Genomic DNA, 19,707 nt, shown 5'->3' with positions numbered 1-19,707 from the left:
TCAATCCTTCACGAACAGTTGGCGTGGCACGTTGCACAGGGTTTCGACGCCGGTTTCGGTGATCAGAATGCTCTCGGTGATCTCCAGCCCCCAATCGTCCATCCACAGGCCCGGCATGAAGTGGAAGGTCATGCCCGGTTGCAACACGCTGGTGTCGCCGGGACGCAGGCTCATGGTGCGCTCGCCCCAATCCGGTGGATAACTGATGCCGATCGGGTAGCCGCAACGGCTGTCCTTGTGGATGCCGAATTTCTCCAGCACCTTGAAGAACGCCACCGCGATGTCGCCGGTGGTGTTGCCCGGTTTGGCCGCTTCAAGCCCGGCGGCGATGCCTTCGACCACGGCTTTTTCACCGTCGAGAAAATGCTGCGGCGGCTTGCCCAGGTAAATGGTGCGCGACAACGGGCAGTGGTAACGCTTGTAGCAACCGGCGATTTCAAAGAAGGTGCCGGCGCCCTTTTCGAACGGCGTATCGTCCCAGGTCAGGTGCGGCGCGCTGGCATCGGCACCGGTCGGCAACAGAGGCACGATGGCCGGGTAATCACCGCCATGACCGTCGGCGCCGAGGATGCCGCTGCTATAGATCTCGGCCACCAATTCATTCTTGCGCATGCCCGGTTCGATCCGTTCGAGGATGCGCCCGTGCATCTTTTCGACGATGCGCGCGGCGATGCGCATGTAGGCGATTTCCTGGGGCGACTTGATCGCCCGCTGCCAGTTCACCAGGCCGACCGCGTCCACCAAAGTGGCGTTCGGCAAGTTGTTTTTCAGCGACAGGTAAGCGGCGGCGCTGAAGTAATAGTTGTCCATTTCCACGCCGATGATCAGCGCGTCCCAACCGCGGGCGCTGATAACTTCCCGCGACAGGTAATCCATCGGGTGCCGCTCCCGGGACTGCACGTAGATGTCCGGATAACCGACGATATTTTCCTGCTGCATGAACACCGTGCGCCTGGCGCCGTTGGCATCCTGCCCGCGACCGAACCACACGGGCTCGCCGTCGAGCGCCAGCAGCACGCATTGATGGACGTAAAACGACCAACCGTCATAGCCGGTCAGCCAGGCCATGTTCGACGGATCGGTGACCAGCAACAGCTCGATGCCCTGCGTCTGCATGGCCGCTCGAACCTTGGCCAGACGTTGGGCATATTCCCCCCGTTCGAACGGGAGATTGACGACTATCTGAGACATGCACCTGCCCTCTGATAAATGACACGCGGATGAAAAAACCGGTTAACTGCCGAACTGAAACCCCTTGCCTGCCGAACGCGCGCGCTCGAATGCCAGGTTGGCCATGGCCGTGTCCTGGGCACCGGTGCCGGTGAGGTCGCACAGGGTGATTTGCTTTTCATCTGTGCGACCGGGACGCTGCCCGGCCAGCACCTGCCCCAACTCTGCGAAGTCGGTCTCATCGCTGACGACGCCAGCTACAAGGGCGTGATGCAATTCGCCGAGGATGCGGGTCTGGCTCAAGCGATCCGCCACGTAGCAATGGACCTGTGCCAGCGCACTGGGGGCAATTTCGTTTTTGTGCTCGGCATCCGAACCCATGGCCGTGATGTGCAGGCCGGGCTGCAAATGCCGCGCGTCAATCAACGGCTCACGGCTCGGCGTGCAGGTGATGGCGATGTCCACGCCATCCATGGCCTCGTCGATACTTGCGCACGGCCTGACCGCCAGCCCGCTGTCACGCGCCAGCTCGACACTGAAGGCTTCGGCCTTGGCATAGTCCCGGGCCCAAACCCGTACGCTGTCGACCGGCCGTACCAGCCGCAAGGCCTGAAGTTGCAACGCCGCCTGCTCGCCGGCGCCGATCAGCGCCACACTGCGGCTGTCGACCCGCGACAATGCTCGCGCGGCCACCGCACCGGCCGCGGCCGTGCGCACGGCCGTCAGGTAGCCGTTATCCAGCAGCAAGGCATCGAGCAAACCGGTGCGTGCCGACAGCAGCATCATCATGCCGTTGAGGCTTGGCAGGCCCAGTTTCGGGTTGTCGAAAAATCCCGGGCTGACCTTGATCGCGAAGCGCTCCAATCCGGGCAGATACGCCGTCTTCACGTCCACTTCGCCATTATGCTCGGGGATGTCCAGACGCAGGATCGGCGGCATGGCCACGGCGGCGGTGGCCAGCAGCACGAAGGCTTGCTCGATGGCTTCGATACTCGGCAGATCAAGGGCCACGCAGGCTCGCAGATCCGCTTCGCTCAACAGGGTGATTTCACTCATCAACGCGGCACTCCAGTCTGATTTTTGATTGAGTTCACGCATCCGCACCAGCCAGCACACGCAGATGCTGATCGACGTCGACATTGCGACCGCTGACCACCACCACGATCGGTCCACGCGGTTCGATCAAGCCATCAAGCAAAGCGCCAATCCCCACCGCCGCCGCGCCTTCGAGCACCAGGCGCTCTTCGCGATAGGCATGGCGCAAGGCATGGGCAATGGAGGCTTCGCTGAGCAGATGCAGGTGGTCACAGGTGTCGCGGGTCATGTTGAAGGTGTAACGGTTATCCAGGCCGATGCCGCCGCCGAGGGAATCGGCGAGGGTCGGCAGCTCTTCGACTTCCACTGGACGTCCGGCGGCCAGGCTGGCATGCATGGCCGCACCGCGCTGCATGCTGATGCCATGAGTGACGATCTGCGCATTGGCGCTTTTGAGTGCCAGCGCCACGCCGGCAAACAGACCGCCGCCGGACAACGGCACCAGCACTTGGGCGACATCCGGCAGTTGTTCAAGGATCTCCAGCCCCAGCGTGCCCTGCCCGGCGATGATCGCCGGATGATCGAACGGCGGCAGCAGCATCGCGCCATGTTCATAGGCAATCCGCTCGGCCTCACGCTGGGCATCATCCTGGGACTGGCCGACGATGCGGACTTCGGCGCCAAGATCGCGAATGGCCTGCACCTTGTTGCCCGGCACCAGATGCGACAGGCAAATCGTCGCCTTCACGCCTTGCCGGGACGCGGCATGGGCCAGCGCCCGCCCATGATTGCCGGTCGACGCGGCGACGACGCCACACGCCTTTTGCTCGGCATTGAGTTGTGCCACGGCATTGCTCGCGCCGCGCAACTTGAAGCTGCCGGTGATTTGCTGGGATTCGAGCTTGAGGTAAACCGGTACGCCCAATTGCCGGGACAGGCTGGGCGAATGCTCCATGGGCGTGCACCGGACCAGCGATTGAATACGTTGGCGGGCGAGGTAGATATCGTTTAGCAGCAGCACTGACATGACCGCGTCCCAAGTGAGGTGTTGGGCGCAGTCTAAAAGGGCTGGATTGTCGCAATGAATGTACTAGGGCAATTTAATCGACAAACTTTCTGGCACCGATCGCCCGCTCAAAAATCATGGATCTGCGGGTACTGACCGAAGATTTCACGCATGCCCATCAGCGCATCGCGCATTTCCTCGTCGCTGCATTCGGCACCGACACACACCCGGACTGCCCGGGGCCTGGGCGTGCCACGCACCGTAAACGGGTCGGGCGAAGTGACCGCAATGTGCTTGTGGCGCAGCGCCCGCACCAGGCTGTCGACTTCCCAATGAGGGGGAATGCCGATCCAGGCATTCAATGCATAGGGATGCTGGCCGAGCAGGTACTCGTCCAGGTACTCGCTGACCATCGCCTGCCGACCGGACAAGAGTCTGCGTTGCAAATCCACCAGGGTGTCGGCGCGCCCATCGCGAATCCAGCGCGTGGCAATCTCCGCGACCATGGGCGTTGCCATCCAGCTGTTGACCCGCAAAATACTTTCGGTACGCAACGCCAGCCGCTTTGGCATCACCAGATATCCGACGCGCAAACCGGTGAGCACCGATTTGGTCATGCTGGTGCAATAGAACGACAATTCCGGCAAATAGTGGCTGATCGGCGGCGCCCGGCGCTCGTCCAGCAGAGGGCCGTACACATCGTCTTCGATAATGTGCACGCCAAAACGCCTGGCGATCTCGGCAATTTCCCGTCGACGGCTGTCCGGCATCAGGCTGGTGGTCGGGTTGTTCAGGTTTGGCGTACAGACCAGCGCGGTGATGCGCTCGTTGCTGCACATGTCCTCGAAATGCTCGGGGTCGATGCCATGCCGGTCCATCTCCAGACCCTTGAGGGTAAACCCGAGCACCTGGGAATTACCGATGACGCCGTGGTCGGTCAACCCTTCGCAAAGCACCACATCATCCGGGCCGGCAAGGGATGCCAAGGCCAGAAAAATGGCGTGGGCAGCACCGTTGGTGATCAGGATGTCGTCGCGCTCGACCCGCAGGCCTTGCCGCGCGATCCAGTGCATCGCCGCCTCACGGTGCGACTCGAAACCGGCAATCGGGCGAAACGCATGAATCCAGGGCTGATCCTCTTCGGTGCTGAGTTCGCGACAGGTTTCGCGCCAGAACTGGTCATGCTCACGGGTGTGCATGATCCGTGTGATGGAAAAATCCACCAGCGCCCGTTCGGGGCTGTCGAGAATATAAGTGGCTACCCGATCGCTCATTCTTCGCGAGACAAAACTGCCGCGCCCGACCTCGCACCGCACCAGGCCCTGGCGCTCGAGCTCCTTGTAGGCATTGGTGACGGTTTGCACACTGATGCCCATGGCATCGGCGACATTACGTTGCGGTGGCAACCGCTGATCATTGGCCAGCACACCCTGCTCGATATCGTCGGCAATCGCCTGGACCAGGATCTTGTATTTCGACTCGCCGCTGCGGGCGATTTCCAGTGCTGCCTTCCACTTGTCCATCGGCGCCGAACCCACGTGTTTGCCAGTGCCGACAGCATCCCGCGAGAATCCATGCAAAGCAATTGTCCTAGTGCAATGCAATCCTGCGCAGTGCTTTTGTATGCTCGGTACAAGGTCGATGCCCAGGCTGCTGAACCAGCCACCAACAACAATCAATCGATCTGTACCGGAACTGTCTCCCCGCGCTTCGGCTCAACAGGTGGACCAGCCCTCGTACGCTTTGCTCTTGTCACACTGCCTCCTACCACAGAGCCGTCAAAGACGGGTCCACAAGAAACAGGAGATTTTATCGATGAGCAATTCCATTTCCCGCACTCCCCATGTCTTGCGCCACCTGTTCGTCGCTTGCGCGATATTCGGCCTGGCCACCAGCGCCTACGCCACAACACTGGAAACCATCACCAAGAACAGCAGCATCCGCATCGGTTATGCGAACGAAACCCCGTTCGCCTTCACTGAAACCGACGGCAGGGTCACCGGTGAATCACCGGAAATCGCCAAGGTCATCTTCGAAAAAATGGGCATCAAGCAAGTCGACGGTGTGCTGACCGAATGGGGCTCGTTGATCCCCGGCCTGCGCGCCGGACGTTTCGACGTGATTGCCGCGGGCATGTACATCACCCCCGAGCGCTGCAAGCAGGTCATCTTCACCGACCCGCAGTACCAGTTGCCCGACGCACTCCTGACCGCCAAAGGCAATCCGAAGAGTCTGCACAGCTATGAAGACATCGCCAAAAACCCGGATGTGAAACTGGCGATCATGGCCGGCACGGTCAACCTGAAATACGCGCGGGATTCTGGCGTGAAGGATGCGCAGATCCTCCAGGTACCGGACACCACCGCGCAGTTGCAAGCCGTGCGCGCCGGGCGTGCCGATGCGGCCGTCGGCACCCAGCTGACCATGAAAGGCCTGGCCAGCAAAGGTGGTGACAAGGTCGAAGCGGTCACCGAGTTCAAGGATGACCCTTCGCACACCGGTTATGGCGCCCTCGCCTTCCGCCCGGAAGACAAGGACCTGCGTGACGCCGTCAATGCCGAACTGAAAAAGTGGCTGGGCTCCGAAGAACATCTCAAGACGGTTGCCCCTTTCGGCTTCGACAAATCCAACGTGACAAGCAAAACGGCTGCCGAGCTCTGCGCTCAATAGTCGAAACGGGCATGGCGCCCTGGCGCGATGCCTATTTCCCTGCTGACTCCGGATGTTGAACCACGCAGGTGTGAACAATGGGTGAATTACTTCCGCTTTTGATACAAGGCGCCTGGGTGACGCTCCAGGTGACCTTCTTCGGCTCGCTGCTGGCGATCGTCGCCGCCATTCTGGCAGCACTCGGGCGCATGTCGCCGTGGCGAGCGGTGAGTTGGTTTTCCGTCGCCTACATTGAAGTGTTCCGCGGCACGTCGTTGCTGGTGCAATTGTTCTGGCTGTTTTTCGTCTTGCCGCTGCCACCGTTCAATCTCGAACTGAGCCCCTACAGCGTGGCCATTGTCGGCCTCGGCTTGCACATCGGTGCTTACGGCGCGGAGGTGATGCGTGGTGCGATCAGCTCCGTTGCCAAAGGGCAGTACGAAGCGGCGACTGCATTGAACTTCAGCGGCTACAAGCGCTTTCGGCGAATCATTTTGCCCCAGGCGTTGCTGGCGGCCATTCCACCGGGCACCAACCTGTTGATCGAATTGCTGAAAAATACTTCGCTGGTCTCGCTGATCACCCTGTCGGACCTCAGCTTCCGGGCCCGGCAACTGGATCAGGCCACTTTCCAGACCCTGGAAATATTCAGCCTGGCGCTGGTGATGTACTTCGTTCTGGCTCAAGCGATCAACCTCGGCATGCGCAGCGTTGAGCGACGCTTGGCTCGCGGCCGGATGCGTGGAGGTCTGTCATGACCCTGTTCGACTGGACATATGCCTGGCAGATCCTGCCCGATTTGCTCCGGGCATCGCTGAACACCGTGGGCATTACCCTGCTCGGTTTCCTGATCGCCATTGTGCTGGGATTGTTTCTGGCCATCGGCCGACGCAGTCGCCTGCTCTGGTTATCGTGGCCGACCGCCGGGGTGATCGAATTCATTCGCAGCACGCCGCTGCTGATCCAGGTGTATTTCCTCTACTACGTGCTGCCCAATTACGGCGTGAGCATGACGGCCATGCAGGTGGGGGTGATCGGCATCGGCGTGCATTATGCCTGCTACATCGCCGAGGTTTACCGCGGTGGCCTCGACGCCGTGCCACGGGCGCAGTGGGAGGCCGTTACGGCGCTGAACATCGCGCCGTACAGCGCCTACCGCAACATCATCCTGCCCCAGGCCCTGCGGCCGATCCTGCCGCCACTGGGCAACTACCTGGTGGCCATGCTCAAGGACACGCCGGTGCTGTCGGCCATCACCGTGGTCGAGATCATGCAGCAAGCCAAGAACATTGGTTCCGAGAACTTCCGTTATCTGGAGCCGATCACCATGGTCGGTCTGTTTTTCCTCGCCCTGAGCATCGCCTTGGCTTATCTGGTACGGCGCCTTGAACTGCGTCTGGAGCTACGCTAATGACTTCTCCCATCTCGACCTCCAACGACCTTTCCCGGTGCGGCAACCTGACATCGCTGCGTCCGCAAGAGGCCCATGCCATGCCTGAATCGAAACCGCTCAAGCCGATTGTCAGCTTTCAGGACGTCACCAAGAGCTACGGCAACTTCACGGTGCTCGACCACTTGAACCTGGATGTCACTCCAGGCGAAAAAGTCGCGATCATCGGCCCCAGCGGCTCGGGGAAATCCACGCTACTGAGAGTGTTGATGACGCTTGAGGGCATTGATGACGGACTGATCCGCATCGAGGATGATTTGTTGACGCACATGCCCAATCGCAACGGCGTGCTGGTGCCTGCCAACGACAGGCATATCCGTCGCGTTCGCGGCAAGATCGGCATGGTGTTCCAGAGCTTCAACCTGTTTCCGCACATGACGGCCTTGCAAAACGTCATTGAGGCGCCAGTGCAAGTGCTGGGCATGAAGCCGGCCGAAGCACGCGAACGAGCAGCGGACCTTTTGGAACTGGTGGGTCTGGGCAGCAAGCTGGGGCATTACCCTTCGCAGCTGTCCGGTGGGCAGCAACAACGGGTTGCCATTGCCCGGGCGTTGGCCATGCGCCCCAAAGTCATGCTCTTTGACGAAGTGACCTCTGCGCTCGATCCGGAACTGTGCGGCGAAGTGCTCAACGTCATCCGCAAGCTCGGCGCCGAACACAACCTGACCATGCTGATGGTCACGCACCAGATGGGGTTTGCCCGGGAGTTCGCCGATCGTGTGTGTTTTTTCTACAAGGGTCAGATTCACGAGCAGGGCACACCGGCGCAGATTTTCGAACATCCACAGCAGGAACGGACCTGCGCGTTTCTCAGCGCAGTGAAAGAAGCCAACTAAAAAACAATGTGGGAGCGGCACCGCCGCTCCCACAGTTTTGTTTTGCGGTGTTATGGGTATTGCTGAACGGTACCCTGCTGTTGCTGACCACCATACTGCTGGCCTGGAATCGCCTTGAGGTTGACCTCTACACGGCGGTTCTGTGCACGGCCATTGACGTCAGCGTTGCTCGCAACCGGACTATCCGGGCCGGCGCCGCGAGCGCTCAGGTTGGCACCGCTGACACCTTGCGAGGTCAGGTAGGTTGCCACGCTCTGGGCACGACGCTGGGACAGGTCCATGTTGTGCTGGCGGCTGCCAGTGCTGTCGGTATAGCCGACGATCTCGATCTGGTTCTGGTTGAACTCTTTCAGTGAGCCCGCCAGATTGTTCAGCGGCTGATAGAAGCCTGGAGCAATGTTCGCCGAATCGGTTGCGAACGTGATGTTGCCCGGCATGATCAGCTTGATCTGGTCGCCCTGGCGCTGCACTTCAACACCGGTGTTGGCCATGCTGGCGCGCAGCTTTTTCTCTTGCTGATCGGCGTAGTAGCCGTAGCCGGCGGCGGAAGCACCAACCACCGCAGCACCGATCAGTGCACCCTTGCCACGGTTATCGTGGTTGATCGCAGCACCGGCCAGCGCGCCGGCCAGAGCACCGAGGCCACCGTATTTCGCAGTCTTGCTCATGCCTTCGGAGCCGCTATCCGTCTGGCCCTGAGCCTGGCCCTGACCGCCGTATGGGTTAGGCGAGGCACAACCGGACAAAACGGCCACAGCCGTAGCGAGAATAATCAAACGACGCGTGGTGAACATGTAAAGCTCCTACTTTTTTTGCATTCTGTGGTGCAACGGACCAAGGCATCAGCCTTTGCGGGCGTTGGATCACTTCCTGGAATAAAAATTCCGCTCGTTACAAATCAGGCCCGTACAAACGGGTTTTCGCGCATTTCATCGCCCAGACGGGTATCCGGACCATGCCCGGCCACCACTATCGCCTCCTCGTCGAGGGTGTACAAACGCTGCTTGATCGAACGCACGATGGTGGCCTGGTCGCCGCCCCACAAATCCGTGCGCCCTACCCCACGCTTGAACAACGTATCACCGGCAATCAGCAGCTTGGCCTCGGAAAACCAGAAGCTCATGGAGCCCGGCGTATGACCTGGCGTGTGCAGCGCCACGCCACAACCGCAGGCCAGTTCTTCATCATCGGCCAGCCAGCGATCCGGGGACGGCACCGGGGTATAAGGAACGCCGAACATCTGGCACTGCATTTCCAGGTTGTCCCACAGAAACTGGTCTTCCTTGTGCAGATGCAGGGTCGCGCCGGTTTTCTCCTTGAGTTGGCCGGAAGCCAGGAAATGATCGAGGTGCGCATGGGTGTGAATGATGCTGACCACTTTCAGCCCCAGGGCATCGAGACGCGCCAGGATCAGTTCATGATTGCCACCCGGATCGACGACGATGGCCTTTTTCGTTACCGGATCGCCGATGATCGTGCAGTTGCACTGCAAAGGCCCGACGGGGAAGGTTTCGCGGATGAGCGCAGGTTTGACAGCGTCCATGGGTGTTCCTGAAAAAAATGGATGGCCTATTTTGGCACAGCCCGCCGACATCGCCGATGCCGTCCGCCGCTTATCACCTGCCTGATTGCAGAATCCACCTACATCATTGAAGGAAACGTCTGATTTAACTCCCGTACCGCCTAGCCTAGCGTCCTCGCCCCTGCAATCAACACAAGGGCTGAATCATGGGAAGAGGAACAGCTAACGGGTTAGGTCAAGGATTGCACGGCGACCTGACCACAACAGGAGCCATGTGTATCAGTAGCTTGCCCTGTGCGACGCATGGAGGGCGCGCTGTGCTAAGACTCGGGGACAAGACCACTGCGTGTAAGAAATGCGGAAAAGACGGCGTTATTGTTGACAGCCTACCCGCTATGAAATGGCATGGGGTTCCAACTGTACTCGACGGTGCAGAAGTTCACTGCGGCTGCCCACCAGGTACCAATCGACTGATTGCTCCTGCACCTTCGACTCGCACTACACGCACCGGACACGTTCAAGGTATTGCTCATCCTACAAGGCATTCAGACCAGCCATCGACGACAGAATCTCTACAAAGTGATCAGATACTAGCTAAGAGGAAAACACGACCTGTCGTTTGCAACGACCCTGACATGATGGAAGAGGTAGCGAGCTACATTGCCGAGGAAATGAACCGCAATATTACTCATCCGTCCGTGGTGAAGATGAAGAGCCTCAACAATTTTGACGCTGATGCTGAACAAAAGAGGTTCAGAAAACTACCTTGGTACGCACGCCTTTCCCCACCCAACTTCAAAGCAATTGAGTCAGGAAACAAGGTGGCGGCTATGGCTCTTTGGGCAGAGCGTGTAGGTCAGAACAGACCCTGGGATCACAAGGTCACGATAGGGCTACAGTTTGGCGGACCTTGGCAGAAGCAAGGCATGTTCGACTACTTCTACGACATATGGTCAAACGTGCACTATGGGTACGTAGGGATGGCGGGAGGACTTTCCGAAAGTCTCCTTTTGGATGGAGCTGGAGTCGAACAAATTGCCTCAGATTCCATCCGTAAAATACAAAAATGGGATAAAAGACCGGGTCCACGTCGGTCGGAGGACATCGAAGGGATGCGAGCGTGGGACGACATCGGAGACAGGGTATCTATCAGCATTGGCATCAAACTTTACAGACTTCAACCGAACGGCGGGATAACCGTGAAGATGCTGATGGATGAAATCTTAGGCTTACCACGCAGAAGCTGGGGGGATGGTATTCGTGAGCATATCTGTAAGTAAGCCCCATTCCAGGAATACATGGTGCGGCTTGGTCATTCTACTGCTCGCACCCATCCTCTTTTGGTACTTCGCCGCACCTCAGGTGAACTTCTACTTTTCTGAAAAAGGCCAAGGGCGCCTAGGCTACATCCTGAATGTTCAGCACGAGATCTCAAAGGGTGAACTTTACCCCGGTGAAGTGACTGGAGGCCCTGGTCATATCTTCCTTGACGCGAAATTTTTTATGGAATTTTACTGGAGAAACGGAGGTAAATCACACTGCATACGGATCAAACCGAAATGGCCAAACACAGATATCTACATTGGGCCAGACGGAGAAATTGAGAGTCGCACCGAGAGTGGCCGCATTGAACAGTGCGGGGCGCTCCCGGGCTGATTGCAGCCAATGTTTTCAAACCTGGCCCGTTTTTTTTTCACAACTCCCCTCCTGCAACACAGAACCACTGATACCAGCCCCCCCACAATAGAAGATCTGCAGCACGCTACACCAACACCCCCAATTCCTTGGCCCGTGCCACGGCCTGTGTACGCCGCTCGACCCCGAGCTTGCTGTTGATGTGACTGGCGTGGGTCTTGACCGTGTGCAGGGAAATAAACAGTTGATCGCTGATTTCCTGGTTCGAACAGCCTTGGGCGATCAATCGCAGGACCGCCATTTCCCGGGTGCTGAGTTGTTCCGCGGTCGCGCAGGATTCCGGCCCGGAACGGGCAGCCAATGCCGGCAGTTTCTCACTGAGGCTCAGGGAAACTGGGGTTTGTGGACAGTTTTGAAGCTGCCCACGCAGCCAGTCCGGGTGCTCGGCCAACAAGCCCTCAAAGGGTTGCAGCCCCCCTCCGCCGGCAGCGTCCAGCGCCTGGGCCAGCGCCCTGCGTGCTTCCGGTTCCCGGCCGCTGCCCAGCAACAACGCCACTTTCTGGGTGAGCGCCATGGCACTGAGCATCTGACGACCGCTTTGCTGGCCATGTTCAAGCAGCGCATTCAAACGCCCTTCGGCCAGCATCGGCTGGCCCTGGATGACGTCGAGCAAGGCTTGTTGCAATTCGATATGCAACGGCAGTTGCGGGTGGAACTCCGGTGGTGCCGCCCCGTTTTCGCCGTTATAGGTCTGCCCCAGGCGCGCTAGCCAGGCTTCGGCCAGATCGGTGCGCCCCTGGGCCAGCCAGAGTTCACATTTGACCAGGGTGATCATGGCCAGGTAGTAGATCGGTGGTACGTCCCAGATGTGCATGAGGCGTTCGGCTTCGGCAAGTTCGGCAAAGGCCTTGGCGAACTCGCCGCTGCTGCCTTCCAGCCTGGCAATCACGCAGTGACCGATCAGCACGCTGATATCACGGCAGGCCCGCGCCTCGCTCAAACCGGCCTGCAATCGCAAGCGCGCCACTTGCGGCTGCATGCGCAGTGCCAGTAAAAAGCCTTCGTACAAGGTCAGCCGGGCGCGAACCGCATACAGCCGTTGCGCAGGCAAGCTCTGCAGGCGCTGCATTCCCTGACGGACCTCCTCCAGCGCCCGACAGATTTCCCCGCGCGCTTGCAGCACCCGGGCGCGGTCGTAGTGCGCCAGTGCTTCGAACAGGGGGTTGCCGACCCGTTGCGCCAGCTCCAGCGATTCGCGGTTAAGCCCTCGTGCCCGCCACAAATCACCGTCGGCAATGGCCAGGTTGGACAGGGTCGAGAGGCACATCAGGCGCTGACCGTAACGCTTGGGTGGAAGGCTTTCCAACGCTTCGCCGCAGTACCGCAGCGTCAGTTCGCGGTTGCCGCGCCCACGGGCAATAATGCCGCTCAATGCCAGCCATTGGGCCAGCATGGACTTCTGGGCGGTGGCCGACGGAGCGGGCAGGAAGCGGCTCAAATGGCTGGCCAGTTCTTCCGCGGCATCCAGTTGGCATGCCATCCCCAGCGCCCAGCTATAGAGCACAATCAGTCGCGGCGTGCTGATCAGCAAGCTGTCAGGCAAGTCCATTTTCCAGCGCAGCAACATGCCGACATTCTGCTCGGCCAGCAGTTGCTCTTCGGAGAGGTTCTGTACCAGGTTCGCCGCGACGTCCAGGTGACCGGCGCGCAAGGCCTGCTCCACGGCCTCATCGAGCAGCCCCTGGGCATTGAACCAGCGGCAGGCACGCAGGTGCAGGCTGGCGGCCGGCACCATCGACTGGGAAGTCGGGCGCGTGCGCAACAGATCGGAAAACAGGTGGTGGTAACGATACCAGTGGCCGTGCTCGTCCAGCGGCACCAGGAACACTTGGTGGGCGAGCAGGAAACGCAGGATCTCTGCGCTGTCATGTGCGTCGCGAACGGCGTCGCACAGTTCGCTGCAAAAACGTTCCTGGGGCGCCGTGTCATAGAGGAACGACTGGACTTCGGCGGGCAGGCAATCGATGACCTCTTCGAGCAGGTAATCGCGGATCAGCCCTTCCCCGCCGTGCAACGATTGCGGCAGCGCGCCATCGGTGCCCGCCTCCGAGGCGGCCAGCAGCCAGAAACGCAACCCCGCGACCCAACCTTCACTGCGCTCGATCAGGTTCTCCAGTGCCTCACCGCGCAGGGAACTGCTGTGCCGGTCGAGCAGGCTCAAGGCCTCGTCGTGGGTCAGGCGCAGATCCTGTTCATGCAACTCAAGCAGTTGCCGCGATAGCCGCAGCCGCGCCAGATGCCAGTCGGGACGCTGGCGACTGGTGACCATCACCAGCAAACCATCGGGTAGATGATTGAGGAAAAATTGCAGGCAACGGTCGAGTACCGGCCCTTGGGCCAGATGGTAATCATCCAGCACCAACAGCAATGGCGTCGCGGTGGACAGGTGCTCGGCCAATTCGTCGAGCAGGCCGTCCAGCCATTCTTCGAATGCGAAAGGCTGATGGCGCTGGCGCATTTTCAACAACCCGAGCGATTGCCTGCCCAGGTGCGGGAAGTAGTCCTGGAGACCTTCCAGCAGGCGCTCGAGAAAACGCCCCGGGTCACTGTCTCGCGGGCTCAAGCCCAGCCAGAGACTTTGCCAGTGCGCCGGCAACCCCTGACAAAACTCCACCGCCAACGAACTCTTGCCGAACCCTGCCGGTGCGCTGACGAGCAATAACCTGCCACCGAGCCCGGCACTCAGGCGCTCGCACAAGCGTGGACGCAGCACATGACCGTCGGGCAACGGCGGGCGGAAGAAGCGCCCGTCGAGTGTCGCGACAGCAACGTTTGCAGAACCTGGGAGTGTAGACAAATCAGTCATAGCCGGCTCTTGTTTGAATTGCGGGTGGCGGCGTTGCAGATGTCCGCAGACTAGCCGTAAACGGATAGGGAATGAAGGTAATTGCTACAAATGGCTACAAAAAGTCTGCACGCAAAAAAAAACGCCCCGAACCAGTCGGGGCGTTTCAGAGGGTGCGGCCTCTACTCAGTTCACCTTAGCGAACACCATCCTGGCGCAAGGCGGCCGGGGTGAAATCGCTGGTGGTGGCAGTGAAGCCGAAGTCATAAGCCGACTTCTCTTCGTTTTTCATGCCCAGCGCCAGGTAACGACCCGATTGCAGGTCGTACAGGGCTTCAAGGGCATACCACGGCACTTGCTTGTCGTAGTAGTTCTCGGCATGGGCCTCACCTACACGCCACAGCTGGCCACGACCGTCGTAATGGTCGATCACCGCTGCTTGCCAGGTATCTTCGTCGATGTAGAAATCACGCTTGGCGTAGATGTGACGCTGACCTTCCTTCAGGGTTGCAACCACATGCCACACACGACGCAACTCGTAACGCGCCAGGTCCTGGTTGATGTGACCGGCCTTGATGATGTCGGTGTACTTGAGCTTCGGATCGTCGAGCTTGTAGGCATCGGAGCCGATGTACATCTCTTTCTTGCCTTCAAGCTTCCAGTCGTAACGATCCGGTGCACCGTTGAACATGTCCAGGTTGTCGGAAGTACGCAGGCCGTCGGCCGCAGTACCCGGGCCGTCATAGGACACTTGCGGCGCACGGCGCACACGACGCTGACCGGCGTTGTAGACCCACGCCGAGCGCGGTTCCTTCACCTGGTCGAGGGTCTCGTGCACCAGCAGCACACCACCGGCCAGTCGTGCCGGGGCAGTCACTTTCTGTTTGAAGTAGAACAGGATGTTGCCCGGGTTCGCCGGATCGTAGTCCTTCATCTTGTCGCGGAACACGAACTGGTCCTGGAAGTACACCAGGCTGAACGAGCCGTTCGGTTGTGGCGTGGCCTGGGTTACCAGGCGGGTCACGCTACCACCGCGATAACGGGTGATGTGGTTCCAGATGACTTCAACGCCGCTTTTCGGAATCGGGAACGGAATGGCGGTTTCAAAGTTCTCCAGGCCGTTACCGCCGGACACCAGTTTGGTGTTGGTGGCGTTCTTCTTGATGGCGGCGAACACCTCATCCGGCACGGTGGCACCGCGATGGGACGGATAGACCGGCATCTTGAAGGTTTCCGGGTAGCGCTTGAACATCGCGTACTGGCCCGGGGCGAGCTTGTCCTTGTACTGGTCGACGTTCTGCGCCGTGATGGTGAACAGCGGTTTTTCGCTGGCGAACGGATTGGACAGGAAACCTTTGCTGTCGACCGTACCGGCGTTCTTCGCCATCGGCTTCCAGGCCGGGATCGAACCGTCGGCGTTACCCGCCATTTCGGCACCCATCGGGGTCAGGCTCTTGCCCAGTTTGTCGGCCTCGGCCTGGGGAACCGCTGCGATGACGCTGGTCGCCAGCAGCGAAAGACCCAGAACACCGGCGTGGAACAGACTTTTTGTTATTTTCATTTATGCGTTCGTCCTGAAAATACTGTGCTTAGAAGTTCACGCCGAGGCTGAGCGCAACGAAGTCGCGGTCATCCACGGTGGTGTACCTGCCGTCGAAGAAGTTGGTGTAAGCCAGGCTCGCGGTGTAGGTGTTCTGGTACTCGGCATCGACACCCAGGCTCACCGCCTTGCGGCCTTCCTCGAAGTTGCCGCCAGGGCCAGGGGAGTAACCGCTCACGTCATGGGACCAGGCAACGTTCGGCTTGAGGTTCACACCGGCAAACACGTCGTTGTATTCCCAGATGGCACGACCGCGATAGCCCCACGAAGTCGCCGTGGTGAAGCCTTCGTCGGTGCAGTTGCGGCTGCGGTTGTTGGTCGGCGTACCCGCGCCGGCACCGTTGATGGTGCTGGTGTTGAGCGCCACGCAGGTATCAAGCGCGCCAGAGGCAGGCAACTCACCCGGACCGTAGACCGGATCGCGGCCATAACGAACGTCGGAAGTGCTTTCCAGGCCGCCAACGTGGGTCACGCCCACTTCGCCCACCAGGGTCAGACGGCTGGCGCCCATGACCTGGTCGAAGAAGTGCGTCAGGGTGGTCTGGAACTGGGTGATTTCCTTGCGACGATACCCGTGCAGGTCCTGACCTGGCACGCCGGTAAGCAGCGATGCATTGGTCAACGGGTTGTTCGGGTTGTTATTGCCTATAGGACGGACACCGGAGAACAGGATGTCGGTGGAGTTGAGCTGCACCGGAGCGTTCGGACGATAGCTGATCTCACCGCTCCACGCCGTACCGGTAGGCAGGGTGGTGGAGAAGCTCAGGCCATACAGGCGAATGTCTTCCGGGTATTCGATGAAGTACTGCGAATTACCCGCTACCAACAATGGCGCCAGCGCGGCGAACGGGCCCGGGAGCCCCGCTGCCGTGTTGTAGACCGACTGCGGCGCACCGGTGGCGCTGAAGATCGGCGCACGGCTGTGGTAGTTCATGAAGTAGGCGCCGAACTCGGTGTCCAGCGGGTCGAACATGTATTTGAAGGACGCGCCCCACTGACCGCTGTCACGGGCATCGCGATCAGGGCCACGACGCACCAGAACACCCTCGTTGTTGACGTCGACGCCGTTGGCGGCCAACGGCCCCAAGGCAATGGCCGGAATTTGCGAGCGCTTGGCCAGTACGCGCAGGTTGTCGTTGCAGCCGTCGGCAACGATGTCCGGCTGAGAGAAGAACGTGCCGCAGTTGTCGACGACGGTCTGGTCCCATTCAATTTGGTAGAACGCTTCGGCCGAGAGGTTTTCGGTCAGGCTCTGGGACACATAGAACATGTTGACCGGGATCAGGCCTTCCTTGATCTCGGCACCCGGACGACGGAACGCGGACACGTCGATCGGGTTGATCGAGTTGATGCCACCGCCGATGAAGGTACTTTCACCCCAGCTCACGACCTGCTTGCCCAGACGCACGGAGCCTGGTTGATCGGCAATGGCGTAGTTGTGGTAGACGAAGGCGTCGAGGATCTGGCCGCCGGCAGACTTGGCGCCTTCCTTGCGGCCCTCGTCGCTGATGTCCTTGAACGGACGGCTTTCGTCCTTCAGTTCAAAGTCGTACCAGTATTTGCCACGGACGAAAACACCGGTATCGCCGTATTTCAGTTCAAGGTCATGGATGCCCTTGAAGATCTTCGAGAAGGTTTCCCCGCTCTTGAAGTTCAGGTGACCGTCATCAGAAGTCTGGGACAGACCCTTGCCGCCATTGTTGACACCGATGAGGTTCTTGTTGGCACTTTCGGTAGACCAACTGGCACCGATCGACAGGGATGAGTCGAATTGACCTTCGATTTCACCGACGTTGAAACTGACGCCGAATGCTGGCCCGGCGAGCGTAGAGGCAAGACTGACAGCCAGGGGCAGTTTCGCCCGGCGCCAGAACTGGTTAACTGATGTCATCGACGCTACTCCATGTGCATTTTATTTTTATGGCAAGAGCACTTCTAAAAACGTTGTGGATAACCGGGAGCCATGGCATCCCAAAGTCATTCCAAAGTTGCATCGCCCCTGTTCGTGCGGTTGCCCCGTTCTTAAAAATCCTTGAGCGGACTATAGCCAGCAGGTAGTAGCGCTTGATCCCTCTAAAGTGTGATTTGCAGTTGCCAGCCACTCTGGAACAGTCCTTTCGCCAGTCCGACACCCGTCGGCACGGCAAGGATGGCTGAAAATTTCGATTTGACAAGCCAAGCGCTTGCTTGGTGGGGCTGGCGTGCCCTTTCGGGCACGCCGGGAGACGCTTAAAGCGTCGAGAGGAAGGTGCTGTTGGTGGCCTGCCATTCGCTGATATCGACGCGAATGCGCTTCTTGTCGAGTTTGCCGACGCTGGTCTTGGGAATTTCAGTAACAAGGGCGATCTGGCTCGGAATCGCCCACTTGCTCAAGTGTCCCAGCTCCACAAACGGCTTGAGGTGTTCCTTGAGTTCCCGTGCCCCGATTGCATGCCCTTCACGCAGCACCAGCAGGGCAAACGGCCGCTCGCCCCACTGCGGATCGGGGATCCCCACCACTGCTACTTCACGTACCGCCGCATGACGACTGATCAGGTCTTCCAGGTCCAGGGAGGAGACCCATTCGCCACCGGTCTTGATCACGTCCTTGATCCGGTCACGAATGTCGATCACACCCATGCTGTCCAGGGTCGCCACGTCACCGGTGTGCAGCCAGCCTCCGGCCCAGAGCTCGGCGCCCTTCTGCGGCTCATTGAAATAACCCTCGGTCAGCCATGGCGCGCGTAGTACCAGTTCGCCCTGGGTCTCGCCATCTGCGGGCAGGAAGTTGCCCTCGGTGTCGACGATCGCCGCCTCCACCAGTGGCCCCGGCACGCCGGCCTTGATCCGGTAAGTGGTGCGTTCGTCTTCGGTACCGGCCATCAATTCGTCGTTGAGGTGCGCGCACGACACCAGCGGCCCGGTTTCCGACATGCCATAGGCGGCGGTCAACTGAATGCCTTTGGCCTTGGCAGCCTCGTACAAGGTGCGATTCAGGGCGCTGCCGCCGATGACGATTTTCCAGCCGCCGAAGTCGACGTCCTGCGCGGCCTTGGCATTGAGGACCATCTGCAAAATGGTCGGTACGCAATGGGAGAACGTGACTTTCTCCTTGCGCCACAACTCCACCAGGTACTCCGGGTCATAGCGGCCGGGATACACCTGCTTGAGCCCGAGCATGGTCGCCACATACGGCAAGCCCCAGGCGTGCACGTGGAACATCGGGGTGATCGGCATGTACACGTCGTTGGTGCCCAGCAGGCGCACGCTATCGATCGCGCCCATGATGGTTGACACGCCCATGGTGTGCAGCACCAGTTGCCGGTGGGTGAAGTACACGCCCTTGGGATTGCCGGTGGTACCAGTGGTATAGAACGTGGTCGCGACCGAGTTTTCGTCGAAATCCTGGAAGTCGTACTGCGGGCTCGCCGCGGCCAGCAGCTGTTCGTATTCGCCGACGAGGTTCGGCAGGTCTGCGGTTTTTTCCGGCAGGTCAGTCAGCAGCAGGGTTTTGTCGACCGTGGTCAGTTGCCCCTCGATGGCCTTGTAGAGGCCGACGAACTCGCTGTTGACCAGCACAAAGCGGTCCTCGGCGTGGTTCATGGTGTAGAGGATCTGTTCCGGCGACAGGCGCACGTTGATGGTGTGGATCACCGCACCGATCATCGGGATGGCGAACATGCATTCCAGGTAGCGATGGCTGTCCCAGTCCATCACACCCACGGCATCCCCGGGCTTGACCCCGGCCGCTGTCAGCACGTTGGCCAGGCGGGCCACCCGTTCGATCAGGGTCGGGTAGCTATAGCGCAACTTGTCGCGGTAAATGATCTCGCGGGTTTTCTCATAACGGGCACCGGACATCAGCAGCCGTTTGATCAACAGCGGGTACTGGTAAGCGCCTTCGGCCGGGGGGATAACGCGAGTCTGCAACATAATAATCCCTTTAATCTGACTGCACGGTCGTGACTGAAAGTACGCAC

General features: G+C 59.8%; 15 protein-coding genes. 5 read left to right on the top strand and 10 right to left on the bottom strand.

Annotated elements, in window-relative coordinates; translation table 11 throughout:
* The 4 genes from doeA to ACM6G4_RS21175 form a co-directional block, all read right to left on the bottom strand.
* Complete coding sequence (gene doeA / locus ACM6G4_RS21190; RefSeq protein ID WP_414914559.1) at positions 1 to 1,191, bottom strand: ectoine hydrolase DoeA; 1,191 nt, start codon at positions 1,189 to 1,191, stop codon at positions 1 to 3.
* 42 nt (positions 1,192 to 1,233) lie between these two features.
* Complete coding sequence (gene eutC, locus ACM6G4_RS21185) at positions 1,234 to 2,226, bottom strand: ectoine utilization protein EutC (protein ID WP_414914558.1); 993 nt, start codon at positions 2,224 to 2,226, stop codon at positions 1,234 to 1,236.
* 34 nt (positions 2,227 to 2,260) lie between these two features.
* Positions 2,261 to 3,232, bottom strand: a complete 972-nt coding sequence (gene eutB, locus ACM6G4_RS21180) for a hydroxyectoine utilization dehydratase EutB (protein ID WP_414914557.1) — start codon at positions 3,230 to 3,232, stop codon at positions 2,261 to 2,263.
* Between the two features lie 107 nt (positions 3,233 to 3,339).
* Positions 3,340 to 4,734: a PLP-dependent aminotransferase family protein gene (locus ACM6G4_RS21175; protein ID WP_414914556.1), complete on the bottom strand. Its 1,395-nt coding sequence runs from the start codon at positions 4,732 to 4,734 to the stop codon at positions 3,340 to 3,342.
* A gap of 292 nt (positions 4,735 to 5,026) precedes the next feature.
* Here ACM6G4_RS21175 and ehuB point away from each other — a divergent pair, with 292 nt between their 5' ends.
* The 4 genes from ehuB (at position 5,027) to ehuA (ending at position 8,146) form a co-directional block, all read left to right on the top strand.
* Positions 5,027 to 5,881 (top strand): ectoine/hydroxyectoine ABC transporter substrate-binding protein EhuB, encoded by an 855-nt coding sequence (ehuB, locus tag ACM6G4_RS21170; protein ID WP_414914555.1) that lies wholly within the window; start codon positions 5,027 to 5,029, stop codon positions 5,879 to 5,881.
* A 77-nt stretch (positions 5,882 to 5,958) separates the two neighbouring features.
* A complete protein-coding gene (ehuC, locus tag ACM6G4_RS21165) occupies positions 5,959 to 6,618 on the top strand; it encodes an ectoine/hydroxyectoine ABC transporter permease subunit EhuC (protein ID WP_414914554.1) in 660 nt (219 codons plus the stop codon).
* Entirely contained in the window at positions 6,615 to 7,271 is a 657-nt protein-coding gene (gene ehuD / locus ACM6G4_RS21160) for an ectoine/hydroxyectoine ABC transporter permease subunit EhuD (RefSeq protein WP_414914553.1), read from the top strand. Before ehuC ends, ehuD begins: the two co-directional genes overlap by 4 nt.
* A gap of 80 nt (positions 7,272 to 7,351) precedes the next feature.
* Positions 7,352 to 8,146: an ectoine/hydroxyectoine ABC transporter ATP-binding protein EhuA gene (gene ehuA / locus ACM6G4_RS21155; protein ID WP_414914653.1), complete on the top strand. Its 795-nt coding sequence runs from the start codon at positions 7,352 to 7,354 to the stop codon at positions 8,144 to 8,146.
* 50 nt (positions 8,147 to 8,196) lie between these two features.
* On the opposite strand, the gene ACM6G4_RS21150 is transcribed toward ehuA, so the two are convergent.
* Together ACM6G4_RS21150 and ACM6G4_RS21145 are read right to left on the bottom strand one after the other, a co-directional pair.
* Positions 8,197 to 8,940 (bottom strand): OmpA family protein, encoded by a 744-nt coding sequence (locus tag ACM6G4_RS21150; RefSeq protein ID WP_414914552.1) that lies wholly within the window; start codon positions 8,938 to 8,940, stop codon positions 8,197 to 8,199.
* Between the two features lie 104 nt (positions 8,941 to 9,044).
* Positions 9,045 to 9,689 (bottom strand): MBL fold metallo-hydrolase, encoded by a 645-nt coding sequence (locus tag ACM6G4_RS21145; RefSeq protein WP_414914551.1) that lies wholly within the window; start codon positions 9,687 to 9,689, stop codon positions 9,045 to 9,047.
* A 614-nt stretch (positions 9,690 to 10,303) separates the two neighbouring features.
* On the opposite strand from ACM6G4_RS21145, the gene ACM6G4_RS21140 reads away from it, so the two are divergent.
* Entirely contained in the window at positions 10,304 to 10,948 is a 645-nt protein-coding gene (locus tag ACM6G4_RS21140) for a polymorphic toxin type 44 domain-containing protein (protein ID WP_414914550.1), read from the top strand.
* 482 nt (positions 10,949 to 11,430) lie between these two features.
* Here ACM6G4_RS21140 and ACM6G4_RS21135 read toward each other — a convergent pair whose 3' ends face one another.
* The 4 genes from ACM6G4_RS21135 to ACM6G4_RS21120 all read right to left on the bottom strand — a co-directional run bounded on the left by ACM6G4_RS21135 (position 11,431) and on the right by ACM6G4_RS21120 (position 19,660).
* Entirely contained in the window at positions 11,431 to 14,169 is a 2,739-nt protein-coding gene (locus ACM6G4_RS21135) for a LuxR C-terminal-related transcriptional regulator (RefSeq protein WP_223540967.1), read from the bottom strand.
* A 175-nt stretch (positions 14,170 to 14,344) separates the two neighbouring features.
* Entirely contained in the window at positions 14,345 to 15,709 is a 1,365-nt protein-coding gene (locus ACM6G4_RS21130) for a DUF1329 domain-containing protein (protein ID WP_056726243.1), read from the bottom strand.
* Positions 15,710 to 15,737: 28 nt separating this feature from the next.
* A complete protein-coding gene (locus ACM6G4_RS21125) occupies positions 15,738 to 17,639 on the bottom strand; it encodes a DUF1302 domain-containing protein (protein ID WP_056726244.1) in 1,902 nt (633 codons plus the stop codon).
* Between the two features lie 338 nt (positions 17,640 to 17,977).
* Entirely contained in the window at positions 17,978 to 19,660 is a 1,683-nt protein-coding gene (locus ACM6G4_RS21120) for a fatty acid--CoA ligase (RefSeq protein ID WP_056726245.1), read from the bottom strand.
* Positions 19,661 to 19,707: the final 47 nt, after the last annotated feature.

Origin of the sequence: Pseudomonas sp. IT-P258 (assembly GCF_949767825.1) — a bacterium.
GTDB classification, from domain to species: domain Bacteria; phylum Pseudomonadota; class Gammaproteobacteria; order Pseudomonadales; family Pseudomonadaceae; genus Aquipseudomonas; species Aquipseudomonas monachiensis.
This window is presented reverse-complemented; position numbering and strand designations above follow the sequence as displayed.